This window comes from Micromonospora inaquosa (genome assembly GCF_003857055.1).
Lineage (GTDB): Bacteria > Actinomycetota > Actinomycetes > Mycobacteriales > Micromonosporaceae > Micromonospora > Micromonospora inaquosa.
Genome location: NZ_QGSZ01000234.1, coordinates 1 through 26,620, shown reverse-complemented (window position 1 = coordinate 26,620; position 26,620 = coordinate 1). Strand labels below are relative to the sequence as shown.

Annotated in this window: 19 protein-coding genes and 2 pseudogenes; 7 read left to right on the top strand and 14 right to left on the bottom strand. The window is 73.3% G+C overall.

Annotation, left to right across the window (positions count from 1 at the left end; all coding sequences use genetic code 11):
- Together DLJ59_RS20305 and DLJ59_RS20300 are read right to left on the bottom strand one after the other, a co-directional pair.
- Window positions 1-312, bottom strand: a pseudogene (locus DLJ59_RS20305) (hypothetical protein); the annotation flags it as partial.
- Window positions 309-2,858 (bottom strand): FtsK/SpoIIIE domain-containing protein, encoded by a 2,550-nt coding sequence (locus DLJ59_RS20300; RefSeq protein ID WP_124774219.1) that lies wholly within the window; start codon window positions 2,856-2,858, stop codon window positions 309-311. The gene DLJ59_RS20300 and the pseudogene DLJ59_RS20305, both read right to left, overlap by 4 nt.
- A 170-nt stretch (window positions 2,859-3,028) precedes the next feature.
- Here DLJ59_RS20300 and DLJ59_RS20295 point away from each other — a divergent pair, with 170 nt between their 5' ends.
- Window positions 3,029-4,579, top strand: a complete 1,551-nt coding sequence (locus DLJ59_RS20295; RefSeq protein WP_425271444.1) for a M1 family metallopeptidase — start codon at window positions 3,029-3,031, stop codon at window positions 4,577-4,579.
- 89 nt (window positions 4,580-4,668) lie between these two features.
- On the opposite strand, the gene DLJ59_RS20290 is transcribed toward DLJ59_RS20295, so the two are convergent.
- The 3 genes from DLJ59_RS20290 to gltB form a co-directional block, all read right to left on the bottom strand.
- The gene (locus DLJ59_RS20290) at window positions 4,669-6,084 is read right to left on the bottom strand and encodes an MFS transporter (RefSeq protein WP_124774217.1); all 1,416 of its coding nucleotides are present in this window, start codon (window positions 6,082-6,084) and stop codon (window positions 4,669-4,671) included.
- A gap of 175 nt (window positions 6,085-6,259) precedes the next feature.
- Window positions 6,260-7,795 (bottom strand): glutamate synthase subunit beta, encoded by a 1,536-nt coding sequence (locus DLJ59_RS20285; protein ID WP_124774216.1) that lies wholly within the window; start codon window positions 7,793-7,795, stop codon window positions 6,260-6,262.
- Complete coding sequence (gene gltB / locus DLJ59_RS20280) at window positions 7,788-12,500, bottom strand: glutamate synthase large subunit (protein WP_124774215.1); 4,713 nt, start codon at window positions 12,498-12,500, stop codon at window positions 7,788-7,790. The genes DLJ59_RS20285 and gltB overlap by 8 nt, the downstream gene beginning before the upstream one ends.
- Before the next feature lie 144 nt (window positions 12,501-12,644).
- Between gltB and DLJ59_RS20275 the strand changes: the two genes are divergently transcribed.
- Entirely contained in the window at window positions 12,645-13,490 is an 846-nt protein-coding gene (locus DLJ59_RS20275) for a GNAT family N-acetyltransferase (protein WP_124774214.1), read from the top strand.
- Between the two features lie 18 nt (window positions 13,491-13,508).
- On the opposite strand, the gene DLJ59_RS20270 is transcribed toward DLJ59_RS20275, so the two are convergent.
- Together DLJ59_RS20270 and lgt are read right to left on the bottom strand one after the other, a co-directional pair.
- On the bottom strand, window positions 13,509-14,696 hold the full coding sequence (locus tag DLJ59_RS20270) for an FAD-dependent oxidoreductase (protein WP_124774213.1): 1,188 nt from the start codon (window positions 14,694-14,696) through the stop codon (window positions 13,509-13,511).
- A 15-nt stretch (window positions 14,697-14,711) separates the two neighbouring features.
- Complete coding sequence (gene lgt / locus DLJ59_RS20265; RefSeq protein ID WP_167493876.1) at window positions 14,712-15,893, bottom strand: prolipoprotein diacylglyceryl transferase; 1,182 nt, start codon at window positions 15,891-15,893, stop codon at window positions 14,712-14,714.
- A 102-nt stretch (window positions 15,894-15,995) separates the two neighbouring features.
- Here lgt and DLJ59_RS20260 point away from each other — a divergent pair, with 102 nt between their 5' ends.
- A complete protein-coding gene (locus DLJ59_RS20260) occupies window positions 15,996-16,616 on the top strand; it encodes an NUDIX hydrolase (RefSeq protein ID WP_124774211.1) in 621 nt (206 codons plus the stop codon).
- Between the two features lie 156 nt (window positions 16,617-16,772).
- On the opposite strand, the gene trpA is transcribed toward DLJ59_RS20260, so the two are convergent.
- The 3 genes from trpA to trpC are packed head-to-tail and all read right to left on the bottom strand — an operon-like array spanning window position 16,773 to window position 19,657.
- Window positions 16,773-17,576: a tryptophan synthase subunit alpha gene (gene trpA, locus DLJ59_RS20255; protein ID WP_124774210.1), complete on the bottom strand. Its 804-nt coding sequence runs from the start codon at window positions 17,574-17,576 to the stop codon at window positions 16,773-16,775.
- Between the two features lies 1 nt (window position 17,577).
- Window positions 17,578-18,816, bottom strand: coding sequence for a tryptophan synthase subunit beta (trpB, locus tag DLJ59_RS20250; protein ID WP_124774209.1), 1,239 nt, complete (start codon window positions 18,814-18,816; stop codon window positions 17,578-17,580).
- Between the two features lie 37 nt (window positions 18,817-18,853).
- The gene (trpC, locus tag DLJ59_RS20245) at window positions 18,854-19,657 is read right to left on the bottom strand and encodes an indole-3-glycerol phosphate synthase TrpC (protein WP_030334428.1); all 804 of its coding nucleotides are present in this window, start codon (window positions 19,655-19,657) and stop codon (window positions 18,854-18,856) included.
- Window positions 19,658-20,144: 487 nt separating this feature from the next.
- Between trpC and DLJ59_RS20240 the strand changes: the two genes are divergently transcribed.
- A complete protein-coding gene (locus DLJ59_RS20240) occupies window positions 20,145-20,414 on the top strand; it encodes a hypothetical protein (protein ID WP_124774221.1) in 270 nt (89 codons plus the stop codon).
- 18 nt (window positions 20,415-20,432) lie between these two features.
- Here the strand turns inward: DLJ59_RS20240 and DLJ59_RS20235 are convergent, their stop codons facing one another.
- From DLJ59_RS20235 to DLJ59_RS37530, 4 genes and pseudogenes are all read right to left on the bottom strand, one after another.
- Window positions 20,433-21,029, bottom strand: a complete 597-nt coding sequence (locus DLJ59_RS20235) for a Trp biosynthesis-associated membrane protein (protein WP_124774208.1) — start codon at window positions 21,027-21,029, stop codon at window positions 20,433-20,435.
- Between the two features lie 114 nt (window positions 21,030-21,143).
- Complete coding sequence (locus DLJ59_RS20230) at window positions 21,144-22,697, bottom strand: anthranilate synthase component I (protein WP_124774207.1); 1,554 nt, start codon at window positions 22,695-22,697, stop codon at window positions 21,144-21,146.
- Window positions 22,694-23,128, bottom strand: coding sequence for a phosphoribosyl-AMP cyclohydrolase (hisI, locus tag DLJ59_RS37535; protein ID WP_124774220.1), 435 nt, complete (start codon window positions 23,126-23,128; stop codon window positions 22,694-22,696). Before hisI ends, DLJ59_RS20230 begins: the two co-directional genes overlap by 4 nt.
- Before the next feature lie 285 nt (window positions 23,129-23,413).
- Window positions 23,414-23,692, bottom strand: a pseudogene (locus DLJ59_RS37530) (phosphoribosyl-AMP cyclohydrolase); the annotation flags it as partial.
- Between the two features lie 598 nt (window positions 23,693-24,290).
- Between DLJ59_RS37530 and DLJ59_RS20220 the strand changes: the two are divergent.
- From DLJ59_RS20220 to DLJ59_RS20210, 3 genes are all read left to right on the top strand, one after another.
- Complete coding sequence (locus tag DLJ59_RS20220) at window positions 24,291-25,046, top strand: ABC transporter ATP-binding protein (RefSeq protein WP_124774206.1); 756 nt, start codon at window positions 24,291-24,293, stop codon at window positions 25,044-25,046.
- Window positions 25,043-25,798: an ABC transporter permease gene (locus DLJ59_RS20215; protein ID WP_124774205.1), complete on the top strand. Its 756-nt coding sequence runs from the start codon at window positions 25,043-25,045 to the stop codon at window positions 25,796-25,798. The genes DLJ59_RS20220 and DLJ59_RS20215 overlap by 4 nt, the downstream gene beginning before the upstream one ends.
- A gap of 97 nt (window positions 25,799-25,895) precedes the next feature.
- Window positions 25,896-26,492, top strand: a complete 597-nt coding sequence (locus DLJ59_RS20210; protein ID WP_124774204.1) for a TetR/AcrR family transcriptional regulator — start codon at window positions 25,896-25,898, stop codon at window positions 26,490-26,492.
- Window positions 26,493-26,620: the final 128 nt, after the last annotated feature.

Below are 26,620 nucleotides of genomic sequence, written 5' to 3'. Positions count from 1 at the left end.
CCTCGCCCGCCCCGGCGCGCCGGCTGCGCCGTCGGGTGTCCCGTCCCCGGTTGCGGGTGCGGTGTCGCCCGGCGCCCCCGTCCTCTGGTCAGGTCCTGGGCCAGCGGGCGGCGATGGTTGGTCGATGCCGATCGCCTGGCCGAGCCGGGCGAGGCGCTGCCCCTGGGCGGTCAGCCGCTGCTGGAGGGAGTCGACGGCGGCGTGCAGGTCACGGCGGCGCGCGGACTCGGTGGCGGCGTGTTGTTCACCGGCGCGGCGCTGCTCGGAGAGCTGCCGGGCCAGCGCCGCGTACTCCTCGAAGGACACTGTCACCGCTCCCCGTCCGGCTCGTGCCCGTCGCCGACGAACGGGACTATCAGCCGGACGCGTTGGTCGTGCCGGTCGATCAGCAACGCCCGGTCGGGGCGGGGCGTGTAGGTCAGGTCGTGCGCGCCGAGGTGCAGAGCCAGCTCGGCGCCGGGCACGTTGAGCGCGACCAGGCAGGAGACGTCGTCACGGTTCTGGGTGCCGCCGAGGTCGTCGGCGAGCCGGCGGAGCCCCCGCCACCAGCCGAGCAGGTGCACCCCCTGGCCGGGGCCCTGGCGCAGGACGGCACGCAGGTCGTCCAGGCCGGAGCGGAACGTGCCGGGGTCGGTGGCCCCGAGGACGGGCGCGGCGGCGTCCATGCCGAACACCACCAGGTATTCGCGGCCGGTCGGCTCGGCGGCCAACGCGGTGATCCGGTCGCGCAGCCCCGCCGCGTCGAGGCGGTGCACCGGGTGGCCGGCGGCCCGCAGCGCGGCCTCGGTGTCGTCGGCGACCGGGTCGGCGGCGGTGACCAGGCAGGCCAACTGGAATCGGGCGTCGCCGGGGGTGTGCTGGCGGGCCAGGCTGAGCGTCGCGGCGCGCAGCACGTCCGCGCCGGTCGGTGCGGTGCCCACCACGGCGAGGTGCCGGCCGGGGGTGGTGTCCATCAGGAACAGCGCGGTGGTGCCGTGCACGTCGACAGTTCGGCCGACCAGGGCCATCGGGCGTCGACCACCGGGGCGCAACCCGGCGAACGTGCTGTCGTCCTCGATCCGGGCGGCTTCGTACCCCTTGAAGACCGCCGGTGCCCGCGAGCCCGGCGGACGGGCCTGCCACAGCTGGTGACGCAACGCGGCGAGGTCCGCCGCGGCGGCGTGCGCGTCGGGGAAACGCAGCACGGTGTCGGCGCCGACCGCGCCGGCGGCGGTGTTGACCACGGCGGAGCCGATCGGCAGGGCCGCGGCCGCGTCGTTGAGCTGGTCGAGCACCCCGCCACCGCCGGGCAGCGCCACCCGCAACGCGAACTGCCCGAAGATCGCCTCGGCCCGCCCGTAGAGGGCTTCGATGCCGGTCATGCTCTGGCTGGCGAGCACCAGGTGGATGCCGTACGAGCGACCCTTGCGGGCCAACTCCTCCAGCAGGTCGACGGACTCGCGGGCCAGCGCGTCGTTGCCGGCGAGCAGCACGTGGAACTCGTCGATGACCGCCACGATGCGCGGCAGCGGACTGTCCCGGGGCAGGTCGGCGAGCTTGGTGACGCCGTGCCGTTTCAGGGCGGTGGCCCGGCGCTGCGCCTCCCGGCGCAGCTCGCGCAGCACCGCGAGACCGTACTCGCGGTCGGACTCGATGCCGACGGCGCGGGCGTGCGGCAGCCAGGACGGGTCCCGACCGGTGGGCACGAACTCGGTGAAGCTCACGCCCTCCTTGAAGTCGAGCAGGTAGAGCTGCAACTCGGCCGGCGAGTAGCGGGCGGCCAACCCGTAGAGGACGTCGAGGAGGAAGACGGTCTTGCCGGCGCCGGTGCGCCCGCCGACCAGCCAGTGCGGGGTGGCGTCGTCGAAGGCGAGCGTCAGCGCGGTGTCGAAGGCCGCGGTCGACCCGCCGGCCCGGCCGATCACGGTGCGCAGACCGTTGCTGGCGGACTCGGCCCAGCGCCGTTCGGGCAGCAGGTCGGTGAAGGGCAACGCGTCGGCGCGGCGGGTGGCGGTGCCGAGGTGCTCGGCGAGCGCGCGTACCGAGGCGGGCGGCGGGTCGCCGTCGAGCAGGACCGGCGCGGCGAGCCCGCTGCCGTCGGCGCTGAACGGCGCGCCGGGCGGGTCACCGACGTGCGCGTACCCCTGGTTGAGCCGCACCGCGGTGGTGCCGCCCAGCGGGGGCGGTGTCTCGCCGGGCAGCCGGGACGGGTGGCCGGCGAGCAGCACGCACACGGCGGCGGCCGGGCCGGCGTGGGTGAGCGCGGCGAGCCGGGCCAGCTCGCGGGGCGGCGGCGCGGCGGTGGCCACCACCACCAGCAGGCGGCGGGCGACGGCCTGACCGTGCTGCGCGGTGCGGGCGTGCTTCTCGGCGGCGTCCAGCAGCGCGGCCACCTCCGCCTCGCTGGTGGCCGGCGGGTCGAGGACCCCGGCGTCGAGCAGTGGGCGCAACGGGCCGAAGGTGGCGCCGAGCGCGGCGGTGTCGATGCCGACGACGCGGACCTGACCGGGTGGCGCGGTGGCGACCAGCCGCAGCACCAGCGCCCGCAGCAGCCCGGCGACCTGCGGTTCCCGGGCGTCGGTTTCCAGGGCCAGGTGGTGGCCGCCGCCGAGCGGGATCAGCACCGGAAAGCCGCCGTCCGACGTGGACGCCTCGCCGATCCGCACCGCGGCCGGGCCGTCGGTCAGCGGCGTGACGCCCGGGGCGGGGTTGGCCAGCGCACCGCCGAGGCGGGCGAGGCGGACCACGAGGTCGTCGGCGCCGACCGGCGCGACGGCGGTCGGTGCCGCCCCCAGGACACCGCGCACAGTGTCCAGATGGGCCCGGGCCGCCCGGTGGGAGTTGACCGCCTGCCCGTACGCCGACGCGAGCCTGCCCACCCTCTGCCCCCAACGCCACGGCCGCCTGGTCCCAGGAACCCTAACGGACGCCGACGGCACCCGGACAGTCCTGCGAGGACGTGTCACGCCGGACCGGTCAGGCTGGCCGCACGCTCCGGCGGGCCGGCGACGTTCACAGTTGTCGATTAGGTTGGCGTGGCGAACACCCGATGGAGGGAGTCCACCCCGTGCGACGAGTCCTCACGGCGGCCACCACCGCCCTGACCCTCACCACTGCCGGCACCATGCTCGCCGGCACCCCCGGCCAGGCCGCTCCCACGGCCTGGGGCCGCCCCGTCGTCTCCGCCGCGCCGCAACCCGGCGCTCCCGGACTGGGCGACAGCTACTTCCCCGACTACGGCAACGGCGGCTACGACGTCGGGCACTACGACGTCCGGCTGCGCTACGAGCCGGCCACCGACCTGCTCACCGGCACCACCACCATCCTCGCCACCGCCACTGCTGACCTCTCGACGTTCAACCTGGACTTCCTGCTCGACGTCGAGTCGGTCCGGGTCAACGGCTGGGCGGCGAGCACCAGCACCGCGGGGGCGCACGAGCTGGTGGTCACCCCGGCCCGCACGGTGACCCGGGGTCAGCAGCTCACCATCGTGGTGCGCTACTCCGGAGTCCCGTCGGAAACCCTGGTCGACGGTTACACCGGCTGGACGCGTACCGACGACGGCGCCCTCGCCGTCAACGAGCCCGAGTCGGCGTGGTGGTGGTTCCCGAGCAACGACCACCCGCTGGACAAGGCCACCTACGACATCTCGGTGTCGGTGCCCACCGGCGTCGAGGTGATCAGCAACGGCGTGCAGCCGAGGCCACCGGCGGCCGAGGCCGGCAACCGCACCCGGTGGATCTGGCGGACCACCTCCCCCACCGCCACCTACCTGGCCTTCATGGCCATCGGCCAGTACGACATCGTCACCGACACCACGCCGGGCGGCCGGCCGGTGATCAACGCGTACAGCACCTCGCTGGGTGAGCTCGGGCCGGCCGCACGGGCCAGCATCGAGCGGACCGCCGAGATCGTCGACTGGGAGAGCGGGATCTTCGGCCCGTACCCGTTCGAGGCGCAGGGCGGTGTGGCCGGGCCGGTGGACGGCATCGGCTTCGCCCTGGAGACGCAGACCCGACCGGTGTACGGGCCGGGCTTCTGGCGACGGGGCGCCAACACGTACGTGGTGGTGCACGAGAACGCGCACCAGTGGTTCGGCGACTCGGTCTCGGTGGCCGGCTGGCGCAACATCTGGCTCAACGAGGGCTTCGCGTCGTACGCCGAGTGGCTCTGGTCGGAGGAGCAGGGCGAGGGCACCGCCCAGGAGCTCTTCGACTTCACCTACGGCAGCTACCCGGCAGACGACGAGTTCTGGCAGGTGCTGCCCGGCGACCCGGGTGCCGGTCGGGTCTTCGACAACGCCGTCTACGACCGGGGCGCGATGACCCTGCACCAACTGCGGTTGGCCGTCGGCGACGACGCGTTCTTCGAGATCCTGCCGGCCTGGGCCGCCGAGCACCGGTACGGCAACGGCACGATCGAGCAGTTCCAGGCCCTGGCCGAGCGGATCTCCGGGCTGGACCTGGACGACCTCTTGACCACCTGGCTGTTCACCGCCGGCCGGCCCGACGTGGCGAGCGCCGCCCGCAAGGCCGCCCCGCCGGCCGAGCCGAAGTCCTGGGCCAAGATCAGCGAGTCGCGTCACCTGCTGTCGCGCTAGCGGCAGGTCAGCACCGACCGGAAGGCCCGTCGCCGACGCGGCGGGCCTTTCTCGGGCCGGGAAACGGGCCGGGAACGACAACCGCTGTCTCAGCGGTTCGCCACCGGCCCGACGGTGGCCAACTCCCTGAGCCGGACCCCGCCCGACCCGACTACAGCACCGGCTTCGGCGGGCGCGATGGCACAGACCGCCCCGGTGGGCCGGACGATGCGCGCGGCCCGGAACGCCGCTCGTCGTACCGGATGGCGGGGCCGCGGCACGACCAGCGCGAGGGTCGCCGCGCGCCCGCGCTGCCGGTCCAGGGCGACGCCCGCCGCCGCCGTGGCGATCGCTGCGGCCGATCCGGCGAGAACGAGCGTCTGACGGGGCCCGGCGTGTTCGGCGAGCCAACCGAGCAGCGGTGCGCCGACCGCGGCGGAGACCGACCCGGTGACCGCCAGGGCGGCGAGCACCCGGCCGCGCATCGCGCCGTCGGTGTCGAGTTGGGCGCGGGTGCCGACGGTGGTGTCGATGACCACCGCGGCGGCGGCAATCGGCAGGATCACCGCGGCGAAGCTCCAGGTGCCCGGTGCGAGGCCGGCGACGATCTGCAACCCGCTGGCGAACAGGCCCGCGACGACGAGCGTCCGGTAGCCCAGGGATCGTCGCCGGGCCGCGAGGAGGGCACCCACCACCGTCCCGACCGCGAACACTGTCGACAGCAGGCCGTACCCGGAGGCGCCGGCGTGCAGTGGGCCGTCGCTCATCGCGGCCATCGTCACCTGGTAGTTGCGGCCCAGGCTGCCGAGCACGAACGACAGGGCGAGCGCGAGGAGCAGCACCGGCTGCCCTCGCAGGTAGGCGAACCCGGCGCGGACACCGCCCCGGTTGCGTTCGCCGTCCGGCACCGCGAGTCCGGGCACCGCGATTCCGGGCACGGCTCCCGTGCGTACGGCGAACAGCGCCACCACCACGGCGACGAAGCTGGCCGCGTTGATGCCGAACAGCAGGGCGGGGCCGACGGCGGCCACCACCACGGCACCGAGGCTCATGCCGAGGATCCGGCCGGCGGAGTTGGTGAGTGAACCGAGCGCCAGGGCGTTGCCCAGCGTCTCCCGGTCGACGAGGCTCGCCGCCCAGCGCCCCATCACCGGGCCTTCGATCGCCGAGACGGCACCGGTGACCAGGGAGATCGCGAAGATCAACGGCAGGCCGCCGACCCCGGTCAGGGCGACCGCCGCCAGTCCGGCGGCGAGCGCCGCGTGGGCGCCCTGGGCGGCGATCAGCAACGGGCGGGCCGGCAGCCGGTCGGCCAGCACTCCGCCCCAGACGCTGAGCAGCAACGTGGGCGCCGCCTGGAGCAGCACGGCGAAGCCCATGGACGTCGCCGAGCCGGTCTCCTTCAGGACGTACCAGTTGACCCCGAGGACCTGCATCCAGGTGCCGATGACGGAGACGAAGCCGGCGAGCGCCCAGATCCGGTAGTTGCGGTGGCGCAGCGCGGCGAAGGTGGCACCTCTGGCCACGACGAACCTCCAGCGATCGGCAGCATGATCCATCACACCGATCGCGACGCGGTTCGGCAGCCGACAAGTCTTGCCGGCTTAAACCCTTTTGCCCACTTCTGTGAGCGGCTTCACCAGGGGGAATGTCCGGCCGGTACGGCAGCAGACCCGCCGCACCGGCCGAACGGCCCTCAACTCAGCGAGCGGCGAGAGCCTGCGCGGCCGGGCCCACCGGGGCCGGCAACACACCAGCACCACCCAGATAGCCGTGGATGGCGGCGGCGACCGCCCGCCCCTCGGCGATCGCCCAGACGATCAGCGACGCGCCCCGGTGCATGTCACCGGCCACGAACACCCCGTCGGCCTCGGTCTGCCAGTCCTCGCGGGCGTCGATGGCGCCCCGCGGGTTACGCGCCACGCCGAACTGGGCCAGCAGCGGTTGCTGCTCGGTGCCCTCGAAGCCGATCGCCAACAGCACCAGATCGGCCGGCAGCTCCCGCTCGGAGCCCGGCACCACCGTGACGACCCGCCGGCCGTCCCGCTTCTCCACCGTCACCTCGGCGATCCGCACCGCCCGCACCTGGCCGGTGCCGTCGTCCACGAACTCCTGCACCGCCACGGCGAAGACCCGCTCGCCGCCCTCCTCGTGCGCCGGGTAGCTGCGCAGCACCCACGGCCAGGTCGGCCACGGGTCCCGTGCCTCGTCGCGCTCCTGCGGTGGCTGCGGGTACAGGTCGAGCTGGTGCACGCCCGCGGCACCCTGACGGTGCGCCACGCCGAGACAGTCGGCCGCCGTGTCACCGCCACCGATGATCACCACGTGCTTGCCGGCCGCGTCGATCGGGGTGCCGTCCGGCAACACCGCCCGCGCCAACCGACGCTCACCGGTGGCCACCACGCCGGCCTGGTCGGTGGCCGCGGTGGCGACCGCGCGATTCGCCGCGACCAGATGCGCCATCGCCTGGTGTACGCCCCGAAGCGCCCGCCCGGGGGTCTCCGGGGTGTCCCGGCCCTGCAACGCCCCGCAGGCCAACAGCACCGCGTCGTACTCGGCACGCAACTGCTCGGCGGTGACGTCCACGCCGACGTTCACGCCCGTGCGGAAGCGCACCCCCTCGGCGGTGAGCTGAGCCAACCGGGCATCGATGTGCCGCTTCTCCAACTTGAAGTCGGGGATGCCGTACCGGAGCAGACCACCGATCGCGTCGTCACGTTCGTACACCGTCACCGCGTGACCCGCGCGGGCCAACTGCTGGGCGGCGGCGAGGCCGGCGGGCCCGGAGCCGACGACGGCGACCGACCGACCCGACGACGCCGGTACCGCGCGGGGGGTGAACCCACGCGCCGCGGCGGCGTCGGCGATCTCCACCTCGACCTGCTTGATGGTCACCGGTTGACCGCCGGAGATGCCGAGCACGCAGGCCGCCTCGCAGGGCGCCGGGCACAGCCGACCGGTGAACTCCGGGAAGTTGTTGGTGGCGTGCAGCGACTCCACAGCGGCGTCCCAGTTGCCGGTACGCACCAGGTCGTTCCAGTCCGGGATGCGGTTGCCCAGCGGGCAGCCGTCGTGACAGAACGGGATGCCGCAGTCCATGCATCGGGTGGCCTGCTCACGGACCAACTCCTCGCCGGCCGGCGGGTACACCTCCCGCCAGTCGCTGATCCGCACCGGCACCGGGCGGCGGGCCGGCAGCCGCCGGTCGTAGCGCAGGAAACCGTTCGGGTCAGGCACGTGCCACCTCCTGGGCAGCCACCCGCGGGGCGGGCGGCACCGGCATCGCCGGCACAGCGGGCGCGGTCAGTTCTTTCATGACCGCGTCGTCGACGTCGCGGCCGGCTGCTTCGGCGGCCCGCATGATCTCCAGCACCCGGCGGTAGTCGCGGGGTACCACAGCGGTGAACTCGGCGACCGCCTCCGGCCACCGCTTGAGCAGCTCCTCGGCGACCGCCGACCCGGTCTCGGCCACGTGCCGTTGGACCAGCTCGTGCAGAAGCGACTGCTCCTGCTCGCCCAACGGCATCAGGTCGACCAGCTCCGCGTTGACCCGGGCCCGGTCCAGGTGGTGCACGAACGCCGTGCCGCCGGACATGCCGGCCGCGAAGTTCCGGCCGGTCGCGCCGAGCACCACAACGGTGCCGCCGGTCATGTACTCGCAGCCATGGTCACCGACACCCTCGACCACGGCGACGGCACCGGAGTTGCGCACCGCGAACCGCTCCCCCACCCGGCCACGCAGGAAGACCTCGCCCGCCGTGGCCCCGTACAGGATGGTGTTGCCCGCGATGATCTGATCCTCGGCCCGCCGCCCCGGCGCGGCGTCCGGGTCGAGGAACGGCGCGGCGGCGTCCGGACGGACGATGAGCCGCCCCCCGGAGAGGCCCTTGCCCACGTAGTCGTTGGCGTCGCCGTGCAGGCGCAGGGTCACCCCGCGCGGCAGGAACGCGCCGAACGACTGCCCAGCCGTGCCGTGCAGCACGAACTCGATGGTGTCCTCGGGAAGGCCAGCGCCGCCGAAACGACGGGTCACCTCACCGCCGAGCATCGCGCCGACGCTGCGGTGCTCGTTGCGCACCGCCACCTCGACCCGCACCGGCGCCCCATCCGCCAGCGCCGGACGGGCCAGCGCGATCAGCTCGTTGTCGAGGGCCTGCTCCAGGCCGTGATCCTGGGCGCGGATCCCGCGACGGGCCGCACCGGCGGGCAGCTCCGGCAGGTGCAGGACGGGCGCCAGGTCCAACCCGTGCGCCTTCCAGTGCGTCACCGCCGGGGCCACGTCGAGCAGCTCGGACTGCCCGATCGCCTCCTCGATCGACCGGAAGCCCAACTCGGCCAGGTAACCCCGCACCTCCTCGGCGAGGAAGAGGAAGAAGTTCTCCACGAACTCCGGCTTGCCGGTGAAGCGCTCCCGCAGCACCGGATTCTGGGTGGCGATGCCGACCGGGCAGGTGTCCAGGTGGCACACCCGCATCATCACGCAGCCCTCGACGATCAGCGGCGCGGTCGCGAAGCCGAACTCCTCCGCGCCGAGCAGCGCGGCGATCAGCACGTCCCGGCCGGTCTTGAGCTGGCCGTCGACCTGCACGGTGACCCGGTCGCGCAGCTTGTTGAGCAGCAACGTCTGCTGCGCCTCGGCCAGCCCCAGCTCCCAGGGGGTGCCGGCGTGCTTGAGCGAGTTCATCGGGGAGGCGCCCGTGCCGCCGTCGTGGCCGGAGATCAGGATGACGTCCGCCTTGAGCTTCGCCACCCCGGCGGCGACGGTGCCGACACCGACCTCGCTGACCAGCTTGACGTGCACCCGGGCCGCCGGGTTGACGCACTTCAGGTCGTGCACCAGCTGGGCGAGGTCCTCGATGGAGTAGATGTCGTGGTGCGGCGGCGGCGAGATCAGACCCACGCCGGGGGTGGCGTGCCGGGTCCGGGCGATCCACGGCCAGACCTTGTTGCCGGGCAGCTGACCACCCTCGCCCGGCTTGGCGCCCTGGGCCATCTTGATCTGGAGGTCGTCGGCGTTGACCAGGTATTCGCTGGTCACGCCGAACCGGCCGCTGGCGATCTGCTTGACCGCCGAACGCCGGGCCGGGTCGTGCAGCCGCTCGACGTCCTCGCCGCCCTCACCGGTGTTGGACTTGCCACCGAGACGGTTCATGGCGATGGCGAGCGTCTCGTGCGCCTCCGCCGAGATCGACCCGTACGACATGGCGCCGGTGGCGAACCGCTTGACGATCTCGGTGGCCGGCTCGACCTCCTCGATCGGCACCGCCGGGCGGACTCCGGTGCGCAGGGTGAACAGCCCGCGCAGCGAGCCGGCCTGCGCGGCGAGCGCGTCGACCTTGGCGGTGTACTGCCGGAAGACGTCGTACTGCCGGCTGCGGGTGGCGTGTTGCAGCAGGAAGACCGTCTCCGGGTTGAACAGGTGCAGCTCACCCTCGCGGCGCCACTGGTACTCGCCGCCGACCTCCAGCCGGTCGGAGACGGCGGTGCCGGACGGGGGCCAGGCCAGCGCGTGCCGGGCGGCCACCTCGGTGTGCACGCCGGCCAGCCCCACCCCGCCGATGCGGCTGGGGGTGCCCCGGAAGTAACGCTCGACCAGCCGGGTGTCCAGGCCGACCGCCTCGAAGACCTGCGCCCCGCAGTACGAGGAGACCGTCGAGATGCCCATCTTGGACATGATCTTCAGGACGCCCTTGCCGAGCGCCTTCGCGTAGTTGCGCACCGCGCCGGCCGGTTCCACCCCGACGAGCGCACCCGTGGAGATCATGTCCTCCACCGACTCGAACGCCAGGTACGGGTTGACCGCAGCCGCGCCGTAACCGATCAGCACCGCCGCGTGGTGCACCTCCCGGCAGTCGCCGGACTCCACGATCAGCGCCGCCTGCGTACGCGTCTGCTCGCGCACGAGGTGCTGGTGCACGGCTGCGGTGAGCAGCAGCGACGGGATCGGGGCCAGGTCGGCGTTGGAGTCCCGGTCGGAGAGCACCAGGATGCGGACGCCGTCCTCGATCGCCTCGGAGACGTGCCGGCAGATCTCGGTCAACCGTGTCTTGATCCCGGTGGCGCCCTCGCGGATCCGGTACAGCCCGGAGACCCGGACCGCCTTGAAGCCGGGCAGGTCGCCGTCATCGTCGATGGAGAGGATCTTCGCCAGCTCGTCGTTGTCGATGATCGGGTGCGGAAGCACGATCTGCCGGCAGCTCGCGGCACCCGGGTCGAGCAGGTTGCCCTCCGGCCCGATGGTCGACGCCAGGCTGGTCACCAACTCCTCGCGGATGGCGTCCAGCGGCGGGTTGGTGACCTGGGCGAAGAGCTGGTGGAAGTAGTCGTAGAGCAGCCGCGGCCGGGTCGACAGCGGCGCGATCGGGGTGTCCGTACCCATCGAGCCGAGCGGCTCGACGCCGGTGCGGGCCATCGGCCCGAGCAGGATCTTCAGCTCCTCCTCGGTGTAGCCGAAGGTCTGCTGCCGACGGCGCACCGAGTCGTGCGTGTAGACGGTGTGCTCGCGGGGCGGCAGGTCGTTGAGCTCGATCAGCCCGGCGTGCAGCCACTCGCCGTACGGCTGGGCGGCGGCCAACTCGGACTTGATCTCCTCGTCGTGCACGATCCGCCCGGCCACGGTGTCGACCAGGAACATCCGGCCCGGCTGGAGCCGACCCTTCGCGACCACGTGGGCCGGGTCGAGGTCGAGGACGCCCGCCTCGGAACCGAGCACCACGAGCCCGTCGTCGGTCTGCCACCAACGCCCCGGGCGCAGCCCGTTACGGTCCAGCACCGCGCCGACGATCTCGCCGTCGGTGAAGGCCACCGACGCCGGACCGTCCCACGGCTCCATCAGACTGGCGTGGAAGCGGTAGAAGGCACGCTTGGCCGGATCCATCCCGGGGTCGTTCTCCCAGGCCTCGGGGATCATCATCAGCACCGCGTGCGGCAGGCTGCGCCCGGCCAGGTGCAGCAGCTCCAGCACCTCGTCGAAGTTCGCCGAGTCGGAGGCGGCGGGGGTGCAGACCGGGAAGATCCGCCGGATGTTGCCCGGCACGTTCGGCGAACGCAGCAGCGCCTCACGGGCCTGCATCCAGTTGCGGTTGCCCCGGATCGTGTTGATCTCGCCGTTGTGGGCGATGAACCGGTACGGGTGCGCCAGCGGCCAGGACGGGAAGGTGTTGGTGGAGAAGCGGGAGTGCACCAGCGCGATAGCGCTCTCCACCCGCTCGTCGCGCAGGTCAGGGTAGAACGCCGGCAACTGGTCGGGCGTGAGCATGCCCTTGTAGACCATGGTGCGGCTGGACAGCGACGGGAAGTACGCCGGGACGCCCCGCTCGGCGGTCTCCCGCTCGGACTGCTTACGCAGGCAGAACGCCACCCGGTCCAGTTCGATGCCGCGCAGCGGTGAGCCGGCCGGCCCACCGGGCGCGTCCGTGAGGCGGTGCGCGGCCAGGAAGAGCTGACGGACCCGGGGCATCGCCGCCAGGGCGGTCTCGCCCAGGTCACTCGAGTCGGTCGGCACGTCCCGCCACCCGAGCAGATCGGCGCCCTCGACCAGCGCGTACTTCTCGATCACCCGGCGGGCACGCGCCTCGGCGGCATCGTCGTCGGGAAGGAAGACCAGCCCCGTGGCGTACTCGCCCGCCGGGGGAAGCGCGACCTCGGCAACCGCGCGCAGGAACGCGTCCGGCACCTGGATCATGATGCCGGCGCCGTCGCCGGTGTTCGGCTCCGCGCCGCGGGCGCCCCGGTGGTCCAGCCGACAGAGCGCGCCGAGCCCGTTGGCGACGACCGAGTGTGAACGCCGGCCGTGCAGGTCCGCCACGAAGGCCACGCCGCAGGCGTCGTGCTCCTGCGCTGGGTCGTAGAGGCCCTGGGCGGCCGGACGGGGGTGGGGCGTCGGGGACGCCTGCGGGCTGTGCGGGTGCGGCTGTGCTGTGTCCGCGTACGGCTGAGCCACCGGGCCTCCTGTCGTCACTCAGGTTGGATCATGGTGGGGACGACGTCGGCCCGTGGGTCTATTGAGTCTACGTTAGGGGCGGGGTCGCACGGCCACCCGAGATTGATCACACCGTCCACTGACTGGGACGTGTAGTCTCGCGCGGTGGATCCGCTACACAAGCACGTCTTCGACCGCTTGGAACGCTTCTACGACGCGGTGCCCCGCGACGTCGCCGGCGCGGAGGAACATGGCGGGCTGGTGTTGTTCGTCCGCGAGGGTGCCGGCTGGCCGTTTTACGCCCGCCCACGGATCGACGCCACAGACCCGCCGTCGCTGGCCGACGTGACCTCCGTCCGCGAGCGCCAGCGGAAGCTGGGCCTGCCGGAAGCCTTCGAGTGGGTGCACGAGACGACCCCCGAGCTACTCGCGGTGGCCCGCTCGGCGGGGCTCCACGTGCTGGAGGCACCGCTGATGGTGCTCGACCCGAGCGCGCTGCCCGACCCGGCGACGCTGTCCGACGCGGCGGTGCGGGTGCTGGCAGCGGACTCCCCCGGCTTCGCCGCCGATGTCGCCGCCCGTCGTGCGGTGGCAGCGGTGTCGTTCGCCGCCGCCGGCACCGCGCCCGGTGAGGCCGGCCCGGCTGAACGGGACGCCGCCGTCACCGAACTCGAACTGGCCGCGCTCGACGAGGAACGCGCCCGGATCGCCGACGGCCGACGGATCTCCGCGCTGGCCGGCACACCGACCGAGGGTGCGCTGGCCAGCGGCATGGCGATGCGGGTGGACGACGTCGCGGAGATCGCCGGGGTGGCCACCCTGCCGTCCGCCCGACGTCGCGGGCTGGGTGCCGCCCTCACCGCCACCCTCGCCCGGGAACTGCTGGCGGCCGGCACCGACCTGGTCTTCCTCTCCGCGGGCAGCGAAGAGATCGCGCGGGTCTACCTGCGGGTCGGCTTTCGCCGAATCGGCACCGCCTGCATCGCCGAACCCGCCGCCCTCATCGCCTGACCTACCCGCCGGCCGGGGTCAGGTCGGTGGACGCCACTGGGCGGCGGAGGCGGCGGCGCTGGAGAGCAGCCGCGAGTTGATCGTGCCCAGTGCGGCGTCCCGGGCGCGCAGCGCCAATCGGCCCCGGGTCTGCAGCACCGCCGACATCCGCCGGGTCTGCCGGACCACGGTCGCGGCCCGGGGGCGGCGCACCCGGTCGTACGCCACAACGGCGTCGGGCAGCCGAGCCTCGCGCAACAGCGACGCGAGTGTGGCGGCGTCCTCGAACGCGAGGCAGGCGCCCTGCCCGAGGTGCGGTGGCATGGCGTGCGCCGCGTCACCGAGCAGCACCACCCCACCGGGGCCGACCGGAAAGCCGTACGCCCGGGGCAGCGGGCGCAGCTCGCGTACCTCCTGTTGGACCAGGTCGGCCGGGTTGGTGGCGTCGAGCAGCGCGCCGACCGGCGCGGGCCAGCCCGCGTACCAGCGGCGGAGCAGGGTGAGCTGGGTCTCCGGTGGTTCCGGGCGTGGCGCGCCGGCGGCGGTGGCCACCCAGTAGATGCCGCCGCGGCTGGACCCGCCCGAGGAGCCGCGCTCACCCAGCGACGCGGCCACGAACCGGTAACCCGCGCCGAGAATCTCACCGGCCAGCGGCTGATCGTCGGGGAGTCGAGGTGCCTGGTACCAGGGAATGACGGCCCGCCAGGCGGCGCACCCGGAGCTGACCACCCGGGACTCGGGAGCGAGTTGACGGCGGATACCGCTGTCCGTGCCGTCGGCGGCGACCACCAGATCGGCCTCGATGGTGTGCCGGCCGTCGCTGACGCCCGGTCGCTCGCCCGGCTCGACGCGGACGTGGCGCACGGTCACCCCGGTACGCAGCTCGACCCGGTCACCGAGGCCGGCGATCAGCGCGTCGTGCAGATCCTCCCGGTGCACCACCACCGGCATCCGGTCGGCCGGAACGGGCCGGGGCTGCACGAGCCAGTGCCCGTCCGGGCGACGGACTCCACCGTCTGGCAACGGGGTGGCGATGGCGGCCAGGCCGGCGCCGAGGCCGAGCGCCTGCAGCGCGCGGACGCCGTTGGGCCAGAGCACCACGGCGGTCGGCTCGGGGCGGACCCGTTCGGCGCGTTCCAACAGGGTGACCTGCCAGCCGGAACGGGCCAGCGCGCCGGCCACCGCGAGGCCACCGACCCCTGCGCCGACCACCACCGCGCTTCGCATCGGTGCCGCCCCCGCTCAGCTGTCCCGGTCGGCGGGACGCGCGCCCGTGGCGTCGGCCCGGTCGGTGCGAGCAGCGGACGGCTCGCCCGTGGGCTCGTCGTCGCTCGACGCGAGGTCGGCGGCTGCCGGGTCGCCAGTCGGCTCGCCGTCCTCCGGTCGGGCGTCGTCGTCGGTCGCCGCCGGTACGACACCGGTGTCCTGCCAGGCGGCGTACTGCGCCTCGCTCACCACCCGGTAGCCCTCCGGCGCGGCGGCCCGCGCCGGGGTCTCCCGCTCGGAGAGGTCGACCTGGGACACGTCGGACGTGGAGGGCGGGGTCGCCGTCGCCGTCGCGCCGAGCGGGATCAGGTAGTCGCGAGGGCCGCGCACCCGTACGAAGTAGATCAGCGCGCCGAGGAAGACCAGGGCGGCGGTCCAGACGTTGAGCCGGAGGCCGAGGATCTGGTTGGCATCGTCGGTGCGCATCAGCTCGATCCAGAACCGGCCGACGGTGTAACCCATCACGTAGAGCGCGAACGCCCGGCCCCGGCCCAGCTTGAGCCGGCGGTCGAGGATGAGCACCAGGGCCACGACGCCGAGGTTCCACAGCGCCTCGTAGAGGAAGGTGGGCTGGTAGAGGCCCGGTTCGAGGATGGGCTGCCCGGCGTCGTCGCGGAGCGCGTGCCCGGGGTTGTCCGGGTCCATCCGATGGATCTCCAGGCCCCACGGCAGGGTGGTCCGGCCACCGAAGAGTTCGTTGTTGAACCAGTTGCCGATCCGGCCGACCGCCTGGGCCAGCGGCAGCCCGGGGGCCAGCGCGTCGGCCACCACGCTGAACGGAATGCCGAGCTGCCGGGCCGCGATCCAGGCGCCGATCGCGCCACCGGCGACCGCGCCCCAGATGCCGAGACCGCCCTCCCAGATGGCGAACGCCTTCATCGGATCCCCACCGGCGCCGAAGTATTTCTCCGGTGAGGTGATCACGTGGTAGATCCGGGCACCGATGATGCCCGCGGGCACCGCCCAGACGGCGATGTCGAGCACCGCGCCGGGGGCGACGCCGCGCTGCCGCAGCCGGCGCTCCGTCACCCAGCAGGCCAGCACGATGCCGGCGATGATGCAGAGCGCGTAGGCCCGGATCGGCACCGGCCCGAGCTGCCAGACCGCGGTGCTGGGACTGGGCAGGGCCGCCTGGGGGGAGAGCGAGGCGAGGGTCACGGGTGCACACGCTACCGCTGCACACCCCCGCAGCGGCACCCCGGGCCGCGGGAGCGCGCATCCCGGTGACTTCTGGTTTGCACCGTCGTAGGCTCTTTGTCCATGAGCGCGCTCACCTGGGCGGTCGCCGCTGTCGTCACCGACGACACCGGTCGGGTGCTGCTCTGCCAGCAGGGCCGGGGAGCGCGCCGCTACGCGTTGCCGGGCGGGCGGCTGCGCCCGGCCGAGGGCCCGGTGCGGGCGGCCCTGCGGGACATCCGCGCCGAGACCGGCTGGGACATCGAGGTGATCGACCTGGTCGGCGTCTACCACCTCGCCGGCACAGCGGGAGAGGCTGCGGCCGGACGCGCCGGGCCGCTGCCGGACGTCCTCGTGCACGTGTTCCGGGCCCGCGCGGCCGGGGCCCGACCCGCCACCGACCCACCGCCGGGCTGCCGGTTGTCCTGGCACTCCCCCGACGCGCTGCCCAGGGTGGTCACCCCGCTCACCCGGGCCGCCGTCACCGACGCGACCGCCGGCCGTTCCGGCGTGCTCCGCGACGTCCAATGGGCGCCCGACACCGTCGGCTCCGCGCCACTGCCGGCGGCTCGCCCCGCCGAGGAGGGCCGGCCGGGGATTGGCCAGGACGGACAACGGCCCGGGACCGGCCAGGACGGGCCTCCCGGGGCAGGGCAGCCACCGGAGCAACGCGGCGAGGCCGCGAACCCGTCCCGGCACCCCTGACAAGCCGCAACCGTTGCGAGATCCGCCGCGCGGCCGCGCACACCTCGCCGCCGTCAGCCCCACATCCGAATGAGCGGTATACCTGTGGGTCATCGTTATGACCCGCAGGTATACCGCTCAACAGACAAACATCTCCCGCGCGCTACGCCGTGCGGCTCAGCGGGTGGGGTTACGGACGCCCTCGGCCAACTCGGCGCTGAGGGCGCGCAGGGCGGCCAGCCCGTCCGCCTCGGTGGGAGCGTCGAGCAGGCACCGAACCAGCGCGCTGCCCACGATCACGCCGTCGGCGTAACCAGCGACGGTTCCGGCCTGCGCGCCAGTGCCCACACCCAGACCGACACCGATCGGCAGGTCGGTGACCGCGCGGGCCCGGGAGACCAGCGTCGGGGCGGCGTCCGAGGTACGCGCCCGGGCACCGGTCACCCCCATCACAGCGGTCGCGTAGACGAAGCCACGGCAGTGCTGCACCGTCATCGCCAGCCGGGCGTCGGTGGACGACGGCGAGACCAGGAACGTGCGGTCCAACCCGTGCGCGTCCGAGGCGGCCAGCCACTCGTCGGCCTCGTCGGGAATGAGGTCCGGGGTGATCAGCCCGGTGCCGCCGGCGGAGGCGAGATCACGGGCGAAGACGTCCACGCCGTAACGCTCCACGGGATTCCAGTAGGTCATGGTGACCACCGGAGCGCCGGTCGCCGCCACCGCCTCGATGATGCGCATCGTGTCCGCGGTGCGTACGCCGCCGGCCAGCGCGATGTCACTGGCCCGCTGGATCACCGGCCCGTCCATCACCGGGTCGGAGTAGGGGATCTCCACCTCGATGACGTCGACGCCGGCCTCGACCATGGCTGTCATCGCGGCGATGCTGCCCTCGACGGTGGGGAAGCCGGCCGGCATGCAGCCGACCAGCAGTGCCCGTCCGTCGGCACGGGCCTTGTCGAAGGCCACCCCGATCCGGCTCATCTCACCGCTCCTTGTCGAGGATGCCGAAGTAGTCGCCGGCGGTGTGCACATCCTTGTCGCCCCGCCCGGACAGGTTGACCACGATGGTGGGCTCCCGGCCCAGCTCCGCGGCGAGCTTCGGGGCCAGCGCGACGGTGCCGGCGAGCGCGTGGGCGCTCTCGATCGCCGGGATGATGCCCTCGGTGCGGCAGAGCAACTCGAAGGCGGCCATCGCCTCGTCATCGGTGACCGGCAGGTAGCTCGCCCGACCGGTGTCGTGCAGCCACGCGTGCTCCGGCCCGACGCCGGGGTAGTCCAGGCCGGCGGAGATCGAATGCGACTCCAGGGTCTGCCCATCGGCGTCCTGGAGCACGAAGGTGCGGGTGCCGTGCAGCACCCCGGTGGACCCGCCGGTGATGCTCGCCGCGTGCCGGCCGGTCGCCACCCCGTCGCCACCGGCTTCGAAGCCGTACAGCCGCACGGCCTCATCACCCACGAACGCGTGGAAGATGCCGAGCGCGTTGGAGCCGCCGCCGACGCAGGCGGTGACGGCGTCCGGCAACCCGCCGGTGAGGTCCAGGCACTGCTGGCGGGCCTCGTCACCGATGCCCCGGACGAAGTCACGCACCATCGCCGGGAACGGGTGCGGGCCGGCGGCGGTGCCGATCAGGTAGTGCGTCTCGTCGACGTTGGCCACCCAGTCGCGCATCGCCTCGTTCATCGCGTCCTTGAGGGTGCGCGAACCATTGGTTACCGGGACGACTGTCGCGCCGAGCATCCGCATCCGGGCCACGTTGAGGGCCTGCCGCTCGGTGTCGACCTGGCCCATGTAGACCACGCACTCCAGGTCGAAAAGAGCGGCGGCGGTCGCGGTGGCGACACCGTGCTGGCCGGCGCCCGTCTCCGCGATGACCCGGGTCTTGCCCATCCGCTTGGTGAGCAGCGCCTGGCCGAGCACGTTGCGCACCTTGTGCGCACCCGTGTGGTTGAGGTCCTCCCGCTTGAGCAGCACCCGAGCGCCGACCTTCGCCGAGAACCGCCGGGCCTCGTAGAGCAGGGACGGCGTGCCGGCGTAGTCGCGCAGCAGCGCGCCGAACTCGGCCCGGAAGGACTCGTCCGCCATCGCCGTACGCCACGCCCCGTCGAGCTCGTCCAACGCGGCCACCAGGGCCTCGGGAACGAACCGACCGCCGAAGCGGCCGAAGTGGCCGGCGGAGTCGGGCTGCGGGCCGGCCACCGGGGCCAGCGCGTCGGCGCTCATCGGAAATCCTCTCGGTGGGACGTCAGACCGGCGCGGGTCAGCGCACCGGCCGGGGCGTTGCCGGGTGATTGCCGGCATTGACCAGCTCGGCGACCGCCTCGCGGGGGCTCTTCTGGGTGACCAGGCCCTCGCCCACGAGGACCGCGTCAGCGCCCGCGGAGGCGTACCGGATCAGGTCGTGCGGGCCACGAACGCCGGACTCGGCGATCTTGACGACGCTGCTGGGCAGGCCCGGCGCGATCCGCTCGAACACCGACCGGTCAACCTCCAGGGTACGCAGGTCACGGGCGTTGACCCCGATCACCTGCGCGCCGGCCTCCAGCGCGCGGTCGGCCTCTTCCTCGTCGTGCACCTCGACCAGAGCGGTCATGCCCAGCGACTCGATCCGCTCCAGCAGGCCCATCAGGACGTTCTGCTCGAGTGCGGCGACGATCAGCAGAACCAGGTCGGCGCCGTGCGCACGCGCCTCGTGGATCTGGTAGCTGGAGACCACGAAGTCCTTGCGCAGCACCGGCACGGTGACCGCGGCACGGACCGCCGCCAGGTCGTCCAACGAACCGCCGAACCAGCGGCCCTCAGTCAGCACGCTGATCGCCCGCGCCCCACCGGCCGCGTAGTCGACCGCGAGATCGGCCGGGTCGGCGATCTCGGCCAGCCGGCCCTTGGACGGCGACGAACGCTTCACCTCGGCGATCACCGCCACGCCGGGCTTACGCAGTGCCGCGTACGCGTCCATCGGCGGCGGCGCCGCCGCTGCCAGTTCACGGATCCGCTCCAGCGGAACCTGCTCCTGGCGTCGGGCGACGTCTTCGCGCACGCCAGCCAGGATCTCGTCGAGCACGCTTACGGACGCTGCCTGGCCGGCCTCGTCCCCCTCGGCGTGCGCATGCTCAGCAGTCACGAACGGACTCCCCTCTCCGGGCGTCATGGGCCGATGCTAGGGGCAGCCGACCGACGCCGAATGCCGGGGGTATGGCGCGGCTCACGAAAAGGGCTGCGGCATAATGGCCGACCTGCCGTGAATGGGTTGTCACGCAGCGCCACCTCCGGTATCGACCACCGTCACGCGGTATGGAGCCTGGCGGCCACAGTCAGACCGGGCCGATCCATCGATCATGCCACCAGTTCCTGCCCGACGCCCGGTGGCAGCGATGTCGATCGATGCTGTGAGCAAGCTCAAGGCCGAACGGACGGTCCCTGGTCACGACCGAAGCGGGACAGTTGACCGGGCGGTCACCCCGGCGAAACGTCGGCGGGCGAGCATCGTCCTCGGGCAGACTCGATGGCGCGTCCGCCCCGACCGCCGCAACTCCTCCTGCGAGGTGACCATGAGCACTTCCGAGCCGTACCCGACCATCGGACTGACCACCATCTCGCGGACGGTGGCGTCGCTCGCCGTCGGGGTCGTGCACACCGTGGAACGGGCAGTGGTGGGCGAGGGACGGATGCGGACGGCACGGGGCAACGCCTGGGAGGCGGTCTGCGCCGACCGGGCCCGCGCCGACCAACGCGCCGAGCTGAACCGCCTGGTCGCCGAACTGACCGCCGCCCGCGCCGCCAGTCGCCGCGCCCAGTGGGAACGCCAGCCGGTCGGCTGACAGCCGCCGGCCACCGCGTCAGTCGGCCGTCGGATCCTCGCCCCGGTCCAGCGCGTCCCACGCCTCGGTGGTCCGCCGCCCCGCCAACGGCGTCGCCGGCCCGGCCGGGTCGCCCTGCACCGGCGCGGCCTCCGGAGCGGTCCGCGCCGGACGTTCGTACCGCGCGCCCATCGCCGGCCAGTCACCACCACGCAACGCCGTCCACCAGCCACCCGCCGCGGCCAGCAGGCCGCCGAGCAGGCAGAGCGCCGGCCACTGCCGGCTCACCGAGCCACCCACGTCAGCCACCAGCCCGTACCCGCCGCCGGCGGCCACGGCCAGACCGAGCACCCCGAGCAACACACCCAGCACCCGCCGCAGGCGGCCCCGGGTGGCCAGCACCGCGCCACCCCCGGCCAAGGTCACCAGGGCCAACGCCGGCAGCCAGGGCAGCAGGCTCGCACCGCTGCGGGTGTCGCGCACCGGCGGCAGCGGCGCCGGCCGCACCGACAGCTCCACCGACCAACTGCGCGTCGCCGCCCACAACGCCAGGCCCGCGCCGGCCAGGCAGAGCAGCACGGCGTACGTCAACGCCCGCCGACCCGCGACAGACCGCTCCCCGCCGCTCGCGCTCACCGAGCTGGCCCTTCGTTCGCGACTGCGGGGCTCCGCTTCGCTGCACTCCTCGCGCTCACCGAACTGGCCCTTCGTTCGCGACTGCGGGGCTCCGCTCCGCCGCACTCCTCGCGCTCACCGAGCTGGCCTCAGGGTTTCGGCCGCCGCGATCGCGGCCAGCACGGCCGCGGCCTTGTTCCGCGTCTCCTGGTCCTCGGCGGCCGGGTCCGAGTCGGCGACCACACCCGCCCCGGCCTGCACATAGGCGCGGCCGTCGCGAATCAGCGCGGTCCGGATGGCGATCGCCATGTCCAGGTCGCCGCCGAAGCCGAAATAGCCCACCGTGCCGCCGTAGAGACCACGACGGACCGGCTCCAACTCCTCGATGATCTCCATGGCGCGCACCTTCGGCGCCCCGGAGAGCGTGCCGGCCGGGAAGGTCGCGGCCAGCGCGTCGAACGCGGTCTGGTCGTCACGCAACGTGCCGGTGACCGTGGAGACGATGTGCATGACGTGGCTGTACCGCTCGATGGTCGCGAACTCGGGCACCTCCACGGTGCCGGGCTGACAGACCCGCCCCAGGTCGTTACGGCCGAGGTCGACCAGCATCACGTGCTCGGCCCGTTCCTTCGGGTCGGCGAGCAGCTCGGCGGCGAGCGCGGCATCGGCGGCGGGGGTGCCGCCCCGCGGCCGGGTGCCGGCGATCGGATGCAGCAACGCCCGGCGCTGCCCGTCCGCGTCCCCGGTGACCTTCAGGTGCGCCTCCGGGGACGAGCCGACGATGTCGAACCCGTCGAAGCGCAGCAGGTACATGTACGGGCTGGGGTTGCTGGTGCGCAGCACCCGGTAGACGTCCAGCGGATCGGCGTGGGTCGTCCGCTCGAAGCGCTGGGAGAGCACGATCTGGAAGCATTCGCCGGCCCGGATCGCCTCCTTGGCCGCCTCCACCGCCTTCGGGTAGCCGCCGTCGGGCGTACGGCAGAGCACCTCGCCGACCGGCTGACGCTCAACGGTGGAGATCATCGGCGGGATGGGCCGGGACAGCGCCGTGGTCATCGCGTCCAACCGGCCCACCGCGTGGTGATAGGCGGCGGCGACCTGCGGGGCGCGGTCCGGGGCGTCCAACGGCGGCAGCACCGCGTTGGCGACCAGGATCGCCGAGCCGTCGTAGTGGTCGAGCACCACCAGGTCGGTGGCGAGCATCATGCCCAGCTCCGGTACGCCCAGGTCGTCCTCGGTCAGCTCGGGCAACCGCTCGAAGCGTCGGATCAGGTCGTAGCCGAGGTAGCCGACCATGCCCCCGGTCAACGGCGGCAGACCGTCGGACGGGTCCCCGACCGGGCCGGCCAGCGCCGCGACCGTCTCCCGCAGCATCCGCACCGGGTCACCCTCGGTGGCCAGCCCGGTCGGCGGCTGACCGAGCCAGGTCGCCACGCCGTCGCGTTCGATGAGGGTGGCGCTGCTGCGTACGCCGATGAACGAGTACCGGGACCAGGCCATGCCGGCGGAGCCGACGCCCTGCTCGGCCGATTCCAACAGGAACGTGCCCGGTCCACCGGCCAGCTTCCGATAGACCCCGACCGGGGTCTCCGCGTCGGCCAGCAGCCGCCGGGTGACCGGCACCACCCGCCACTCGGCGGCCAGCGCGGTAAAGGTGGCCAGGTCGGGGCTGAGGGTGCCGTCGGTCATGGGAGTGCCTCCGGCGTAGTGACGGGCAGCTCGGTGAAGAAGCAGGTCCGGTGGCCGGTGTGGCAGGCGGCGCCGACCTGGTCCACGCTCACCAGCAACGCGTCGCCGTCGCAGTCGAGGGCGACCGACCGCACGTACTGGTGGTGCCCGGAGGTGGCGCCCTTGACCCAGTATTCGCGTCGGCTGCGCGACCAGTAGGTGGCCCGACCGGTGGTGAGGGTGCGGTGCAACGCCTCGTCGTCCATCCAGGCGACCATCAGCACCTCACCGGAGTCGTGCGCGCGCACCACGGCGGCGACCAGACCGTCGGCGGTGCGGCGCAGCTGGGCCGCGATGGCCGGGTCGAGCCGGGAGGGACGCGCCGGCGCGGGCGCGGCCAGCTTGTTCGGATCGCTGGGTACGCCGGTCACCGGCGGGTCAGGTACGGGCACAGTCACCAATTCTCCCGCACGCGGCGCGGGCACCGCCGACCGCTCCCGCCAGGGCTGCGGCCCAGGCCCCGACGGCCGGGGTTGCGGCGGCTCCGAGGGCCGGGGTTGCGGCGGCTCCGAGGGCCGGGGTTGCGGCGGCTCCGAGGGCCGGGGTTGCGGCGAGGGCCCGGCCGGCCGGGCCAGCTGGGCGACATAGCGGTCCAACCGGCCGTCGACCAGGGCGGCGGCCAGGTCCGCACCGGCGCTGTCGGCGATCTCCTCCGCGTACGGCCGGATCAACGGCAACGTGCCGGCGACCAGCCGTACGGCGGCGGCCCAGAGCTGCCCGGTAGCGCCGGGACGCAGCCCGAGGCAGAGCAGCATGTCCGCCCGGTAGCCAGGTGGGGTCACCGGCAGTTCCAGGGCCGCCGCGAAGGCTGCCCGGCGGGAGTGGACCCGCACGGACGGGTTGGCCGGGCGTAGCACCGAGGGGCAGAGCCGCGCCAGGTCGGCGACGGCGAGCCGGACCCCGAGGCGATCGTTGGCCGCGCGGGCGGCGGCGGCCTTACCCAGCGTGGCGATCATCTCTTCCAGCCGGGGTGGCTCGGCGGGCTGGCACAGCACCGGCAGGTCGATCCGGGGCCGCCAGTGCGGGTCGGCCCAGAGCAGTCGCGCCGGCGCGGTGACCGGCAGCCCGAACGCCCAGTCGGCCGGTTCGCCGAGGCGGTGCACCCAGGACCGGACGTCACGGGCGGCCACCGAGACGTGGGTGACCTGGCCTGCGGTCTCGGCCAGGTAGGCCCGGCGGGCCGCGTACGGGGCGCCGCCGACCAACACGTCGAGGTCGACGTCGCTGTGTGCGGTGGCGGCGCGGCGGGCGTGGCTGCCGCGCAACAGGATGCCGACGACCGGTCGCTCGGCGGCTTGCCGCAACCGCGCGGCCCAATCCTCAAGAAAACCGCTATTCGGTAACGGAGCGTGACCCACCGCGCCATCGTGCCGCACGTCCGATCGGTACGCAATGCCCGTTGGCGGACTTCGTGTCCGGTCCGGAGCCTACTGCCCGTTCTTGCGCTCCACGCAACGGTCGACAACCGGTCGCCGGCCCGGGGCCGTTGCGCCCGGTCCGGTATTTCACCTAGCGTTGAGTTCAACAGGTGATGAGTTTCTGTGGAGGTGCGGAATGGACGATGCGATAGCCGTCCACGACCTGGTCGTCGACCGGGGTGGGCGGCGGGTGCTGGACGGCATCAGTTGCCGGGTCCCACGCGGCGCGGTCACCGGGCTGCTCGGCCCCAGCGGCAGCGGCAAGACCACGTTCATGCGCGCGGTGGTCGGGGTGCAGCTGGTCGCCGGCGGGACGGTGACCGTGCTCGGCCAACCCGCGGGCACCCCCGCGCTGCGACACCGGGTGGGCTACCTCACCCAGGCACCGAGCGTCTACGCCGACCTGACCGTCCGGGAGAACGCCCGCTACTTCGCGGCCCTGTTCGGGCGTGGGCGCGCCGAGGCCGATCGGGCGATCAGCGATGTCGGGCTGGCCGAGGCGGCCGGTCAACTGGTCGGCACCCTCTCCGGCGGCCAACGCAGCCGAGCCTCGCTGGCCTGCGCCCTGGTCGGGGAGCCGGAGCTGGTCATCCTCGACGAGCCGACCGTCGGGCAGGACCCGGTGCTGCGGGCCGACCTGTGGGCCCGGTTCCACGCGATGGCCGCCGCCGGCACCACCCTGCTGGTGTCCAGCCACGTGATGGACGAGGCGGCCCGCTGCGACCGCCTGCTGCTGATCCGCCAGGGGCGGTTGATCGCCGACGACAGCCCGGCCGCGATCCGCGCCGCCGCCGGGGTGGACGACCTCGACGAGGCGTTCCTGCGGCTCATCCGGGCCGGCGAGGCCACCCCCACCAGCACCGACGCGACCGACGCACGGGAGACAGCATGAACCCGCGAATCCTCGCCGCCACCACCGGCCGCATCCTGCGTCAGCTGCGGCATGACCGGCGGACCATCGCGCTGCTCGTGGTGGTGCCGTCCGTCCTGCTCACCCTTGTCTATTTCATGTACGCCGACCAGCCGACCCGGCCCGGCCAGCCGACGACATTCGACCGGATCGCGCTGGTGATGCTCGGCATCTTCCCCTTCGTGATCATGTTTCTGGTGACCAGCATCGCCATGCTGCGGGAACGCACCTCGGGCACGCTGGAGCGCCTGCTCACCACACCGCTGGGCAAGCTCGATCTGCTCTTCGGGTACGGCATCGCGTTCGGGCTGGCCGCCGCCGTGCAGGCCGCCGTCGCCGCCGCCGTGGCGTACTGGATCTTCGATCTGGAGACCGCCGGCAGCATCGGGCTGGTGATCGGGATCGCGGTGCTCGACGCCGTGCTCGGCGTCGCCCTCGGGCTGCTGTGCAGCGCCTTCGCGCGCACCGAGTTCCAGGCAGTACAGTTCCTGCCAGTCGTGGTGATCCCCCAACTGCTGCTCTGCGGGCTGTTCGTGGCCCGCGACCAGATGGCCGGCTGGCTCCAGGCGCTCAGTGACGCCTTCCCCCTGTCGTACGCCATCGAGGCGTTGCAGGAGGTCGGTGCCCACGCCGAACCGACCGGCCGGATGTGGCGGGACGTCGCGGTGGTGTTTGGCGCGGTGGTGCTGGCGCTGGTGCTCGCGGCGGCCACCCTGCGCCGACGCAGCGGCTGACCGCCCGCGCCCGGGGACGGCGGCCCGCACGGGCAGCCGACCCCGGAGTGGCCGGGCTGGCCCACGACGGGCCCAGGCGGACGAACGAAGGGCGGCGATGACGCGGCGAACCGGCCGGCGACCCGGCAAACCGGGCACCCGGGAGGCGCTTCTCGACGCGGCGCGGACGGCGTTCGCCGAACGTGGCTTCGACGCCGCCTCGATCCGGGCCATCGCCGGCACGGCGGAGGTCGATCCGGCGCTGGTGCACCACTACTTCGGCAGCAAGGACCAGCTCTTCCTGGCCGCGATGAACTTTCCGGTCGACCCCGGTCAGTTGGTGCCGAAGGTGCTCGCCGGTGACCGGGACGCCGTCGGTGAGCGACTGGTGCGCACCTTCCTCGGCATCTGGGACTCCCCGGTCGGCGGCGCCGCACAGGCACTGCTGCGCTCCGCGGTGAGCAACGAGTGGACCGCTCGGCTGCTGCGGGAGTTCGTCACCACCCAGGTCCTGCGCCGGGTGCTCGAAAACCTCGACGTTGATCCGGCCGAGCTGCCGCTGCGGGGCTCCCTGGTGGCCACCCAGATGATCGGCCTGGCCATGATGCGGCACGTGGTACGCCTTGAGCCGGTCGCCTCGGCGGACCCGGAAACCCTGGTGGCCATGATCGGCCCCACGATCCAGCGTTACCTCACCGGTCCGCTGCCCAGCTGACCCGACGTCGCCCTCCCATCCCCGGACACCCCCTCCCGCGATCTTGCACTTACTGCGCCGACATAAGTGATGCACCCCCGCATATCGGCCTGTCTCTTATACCCATCTGACGCTGCCGCCGATCTTAC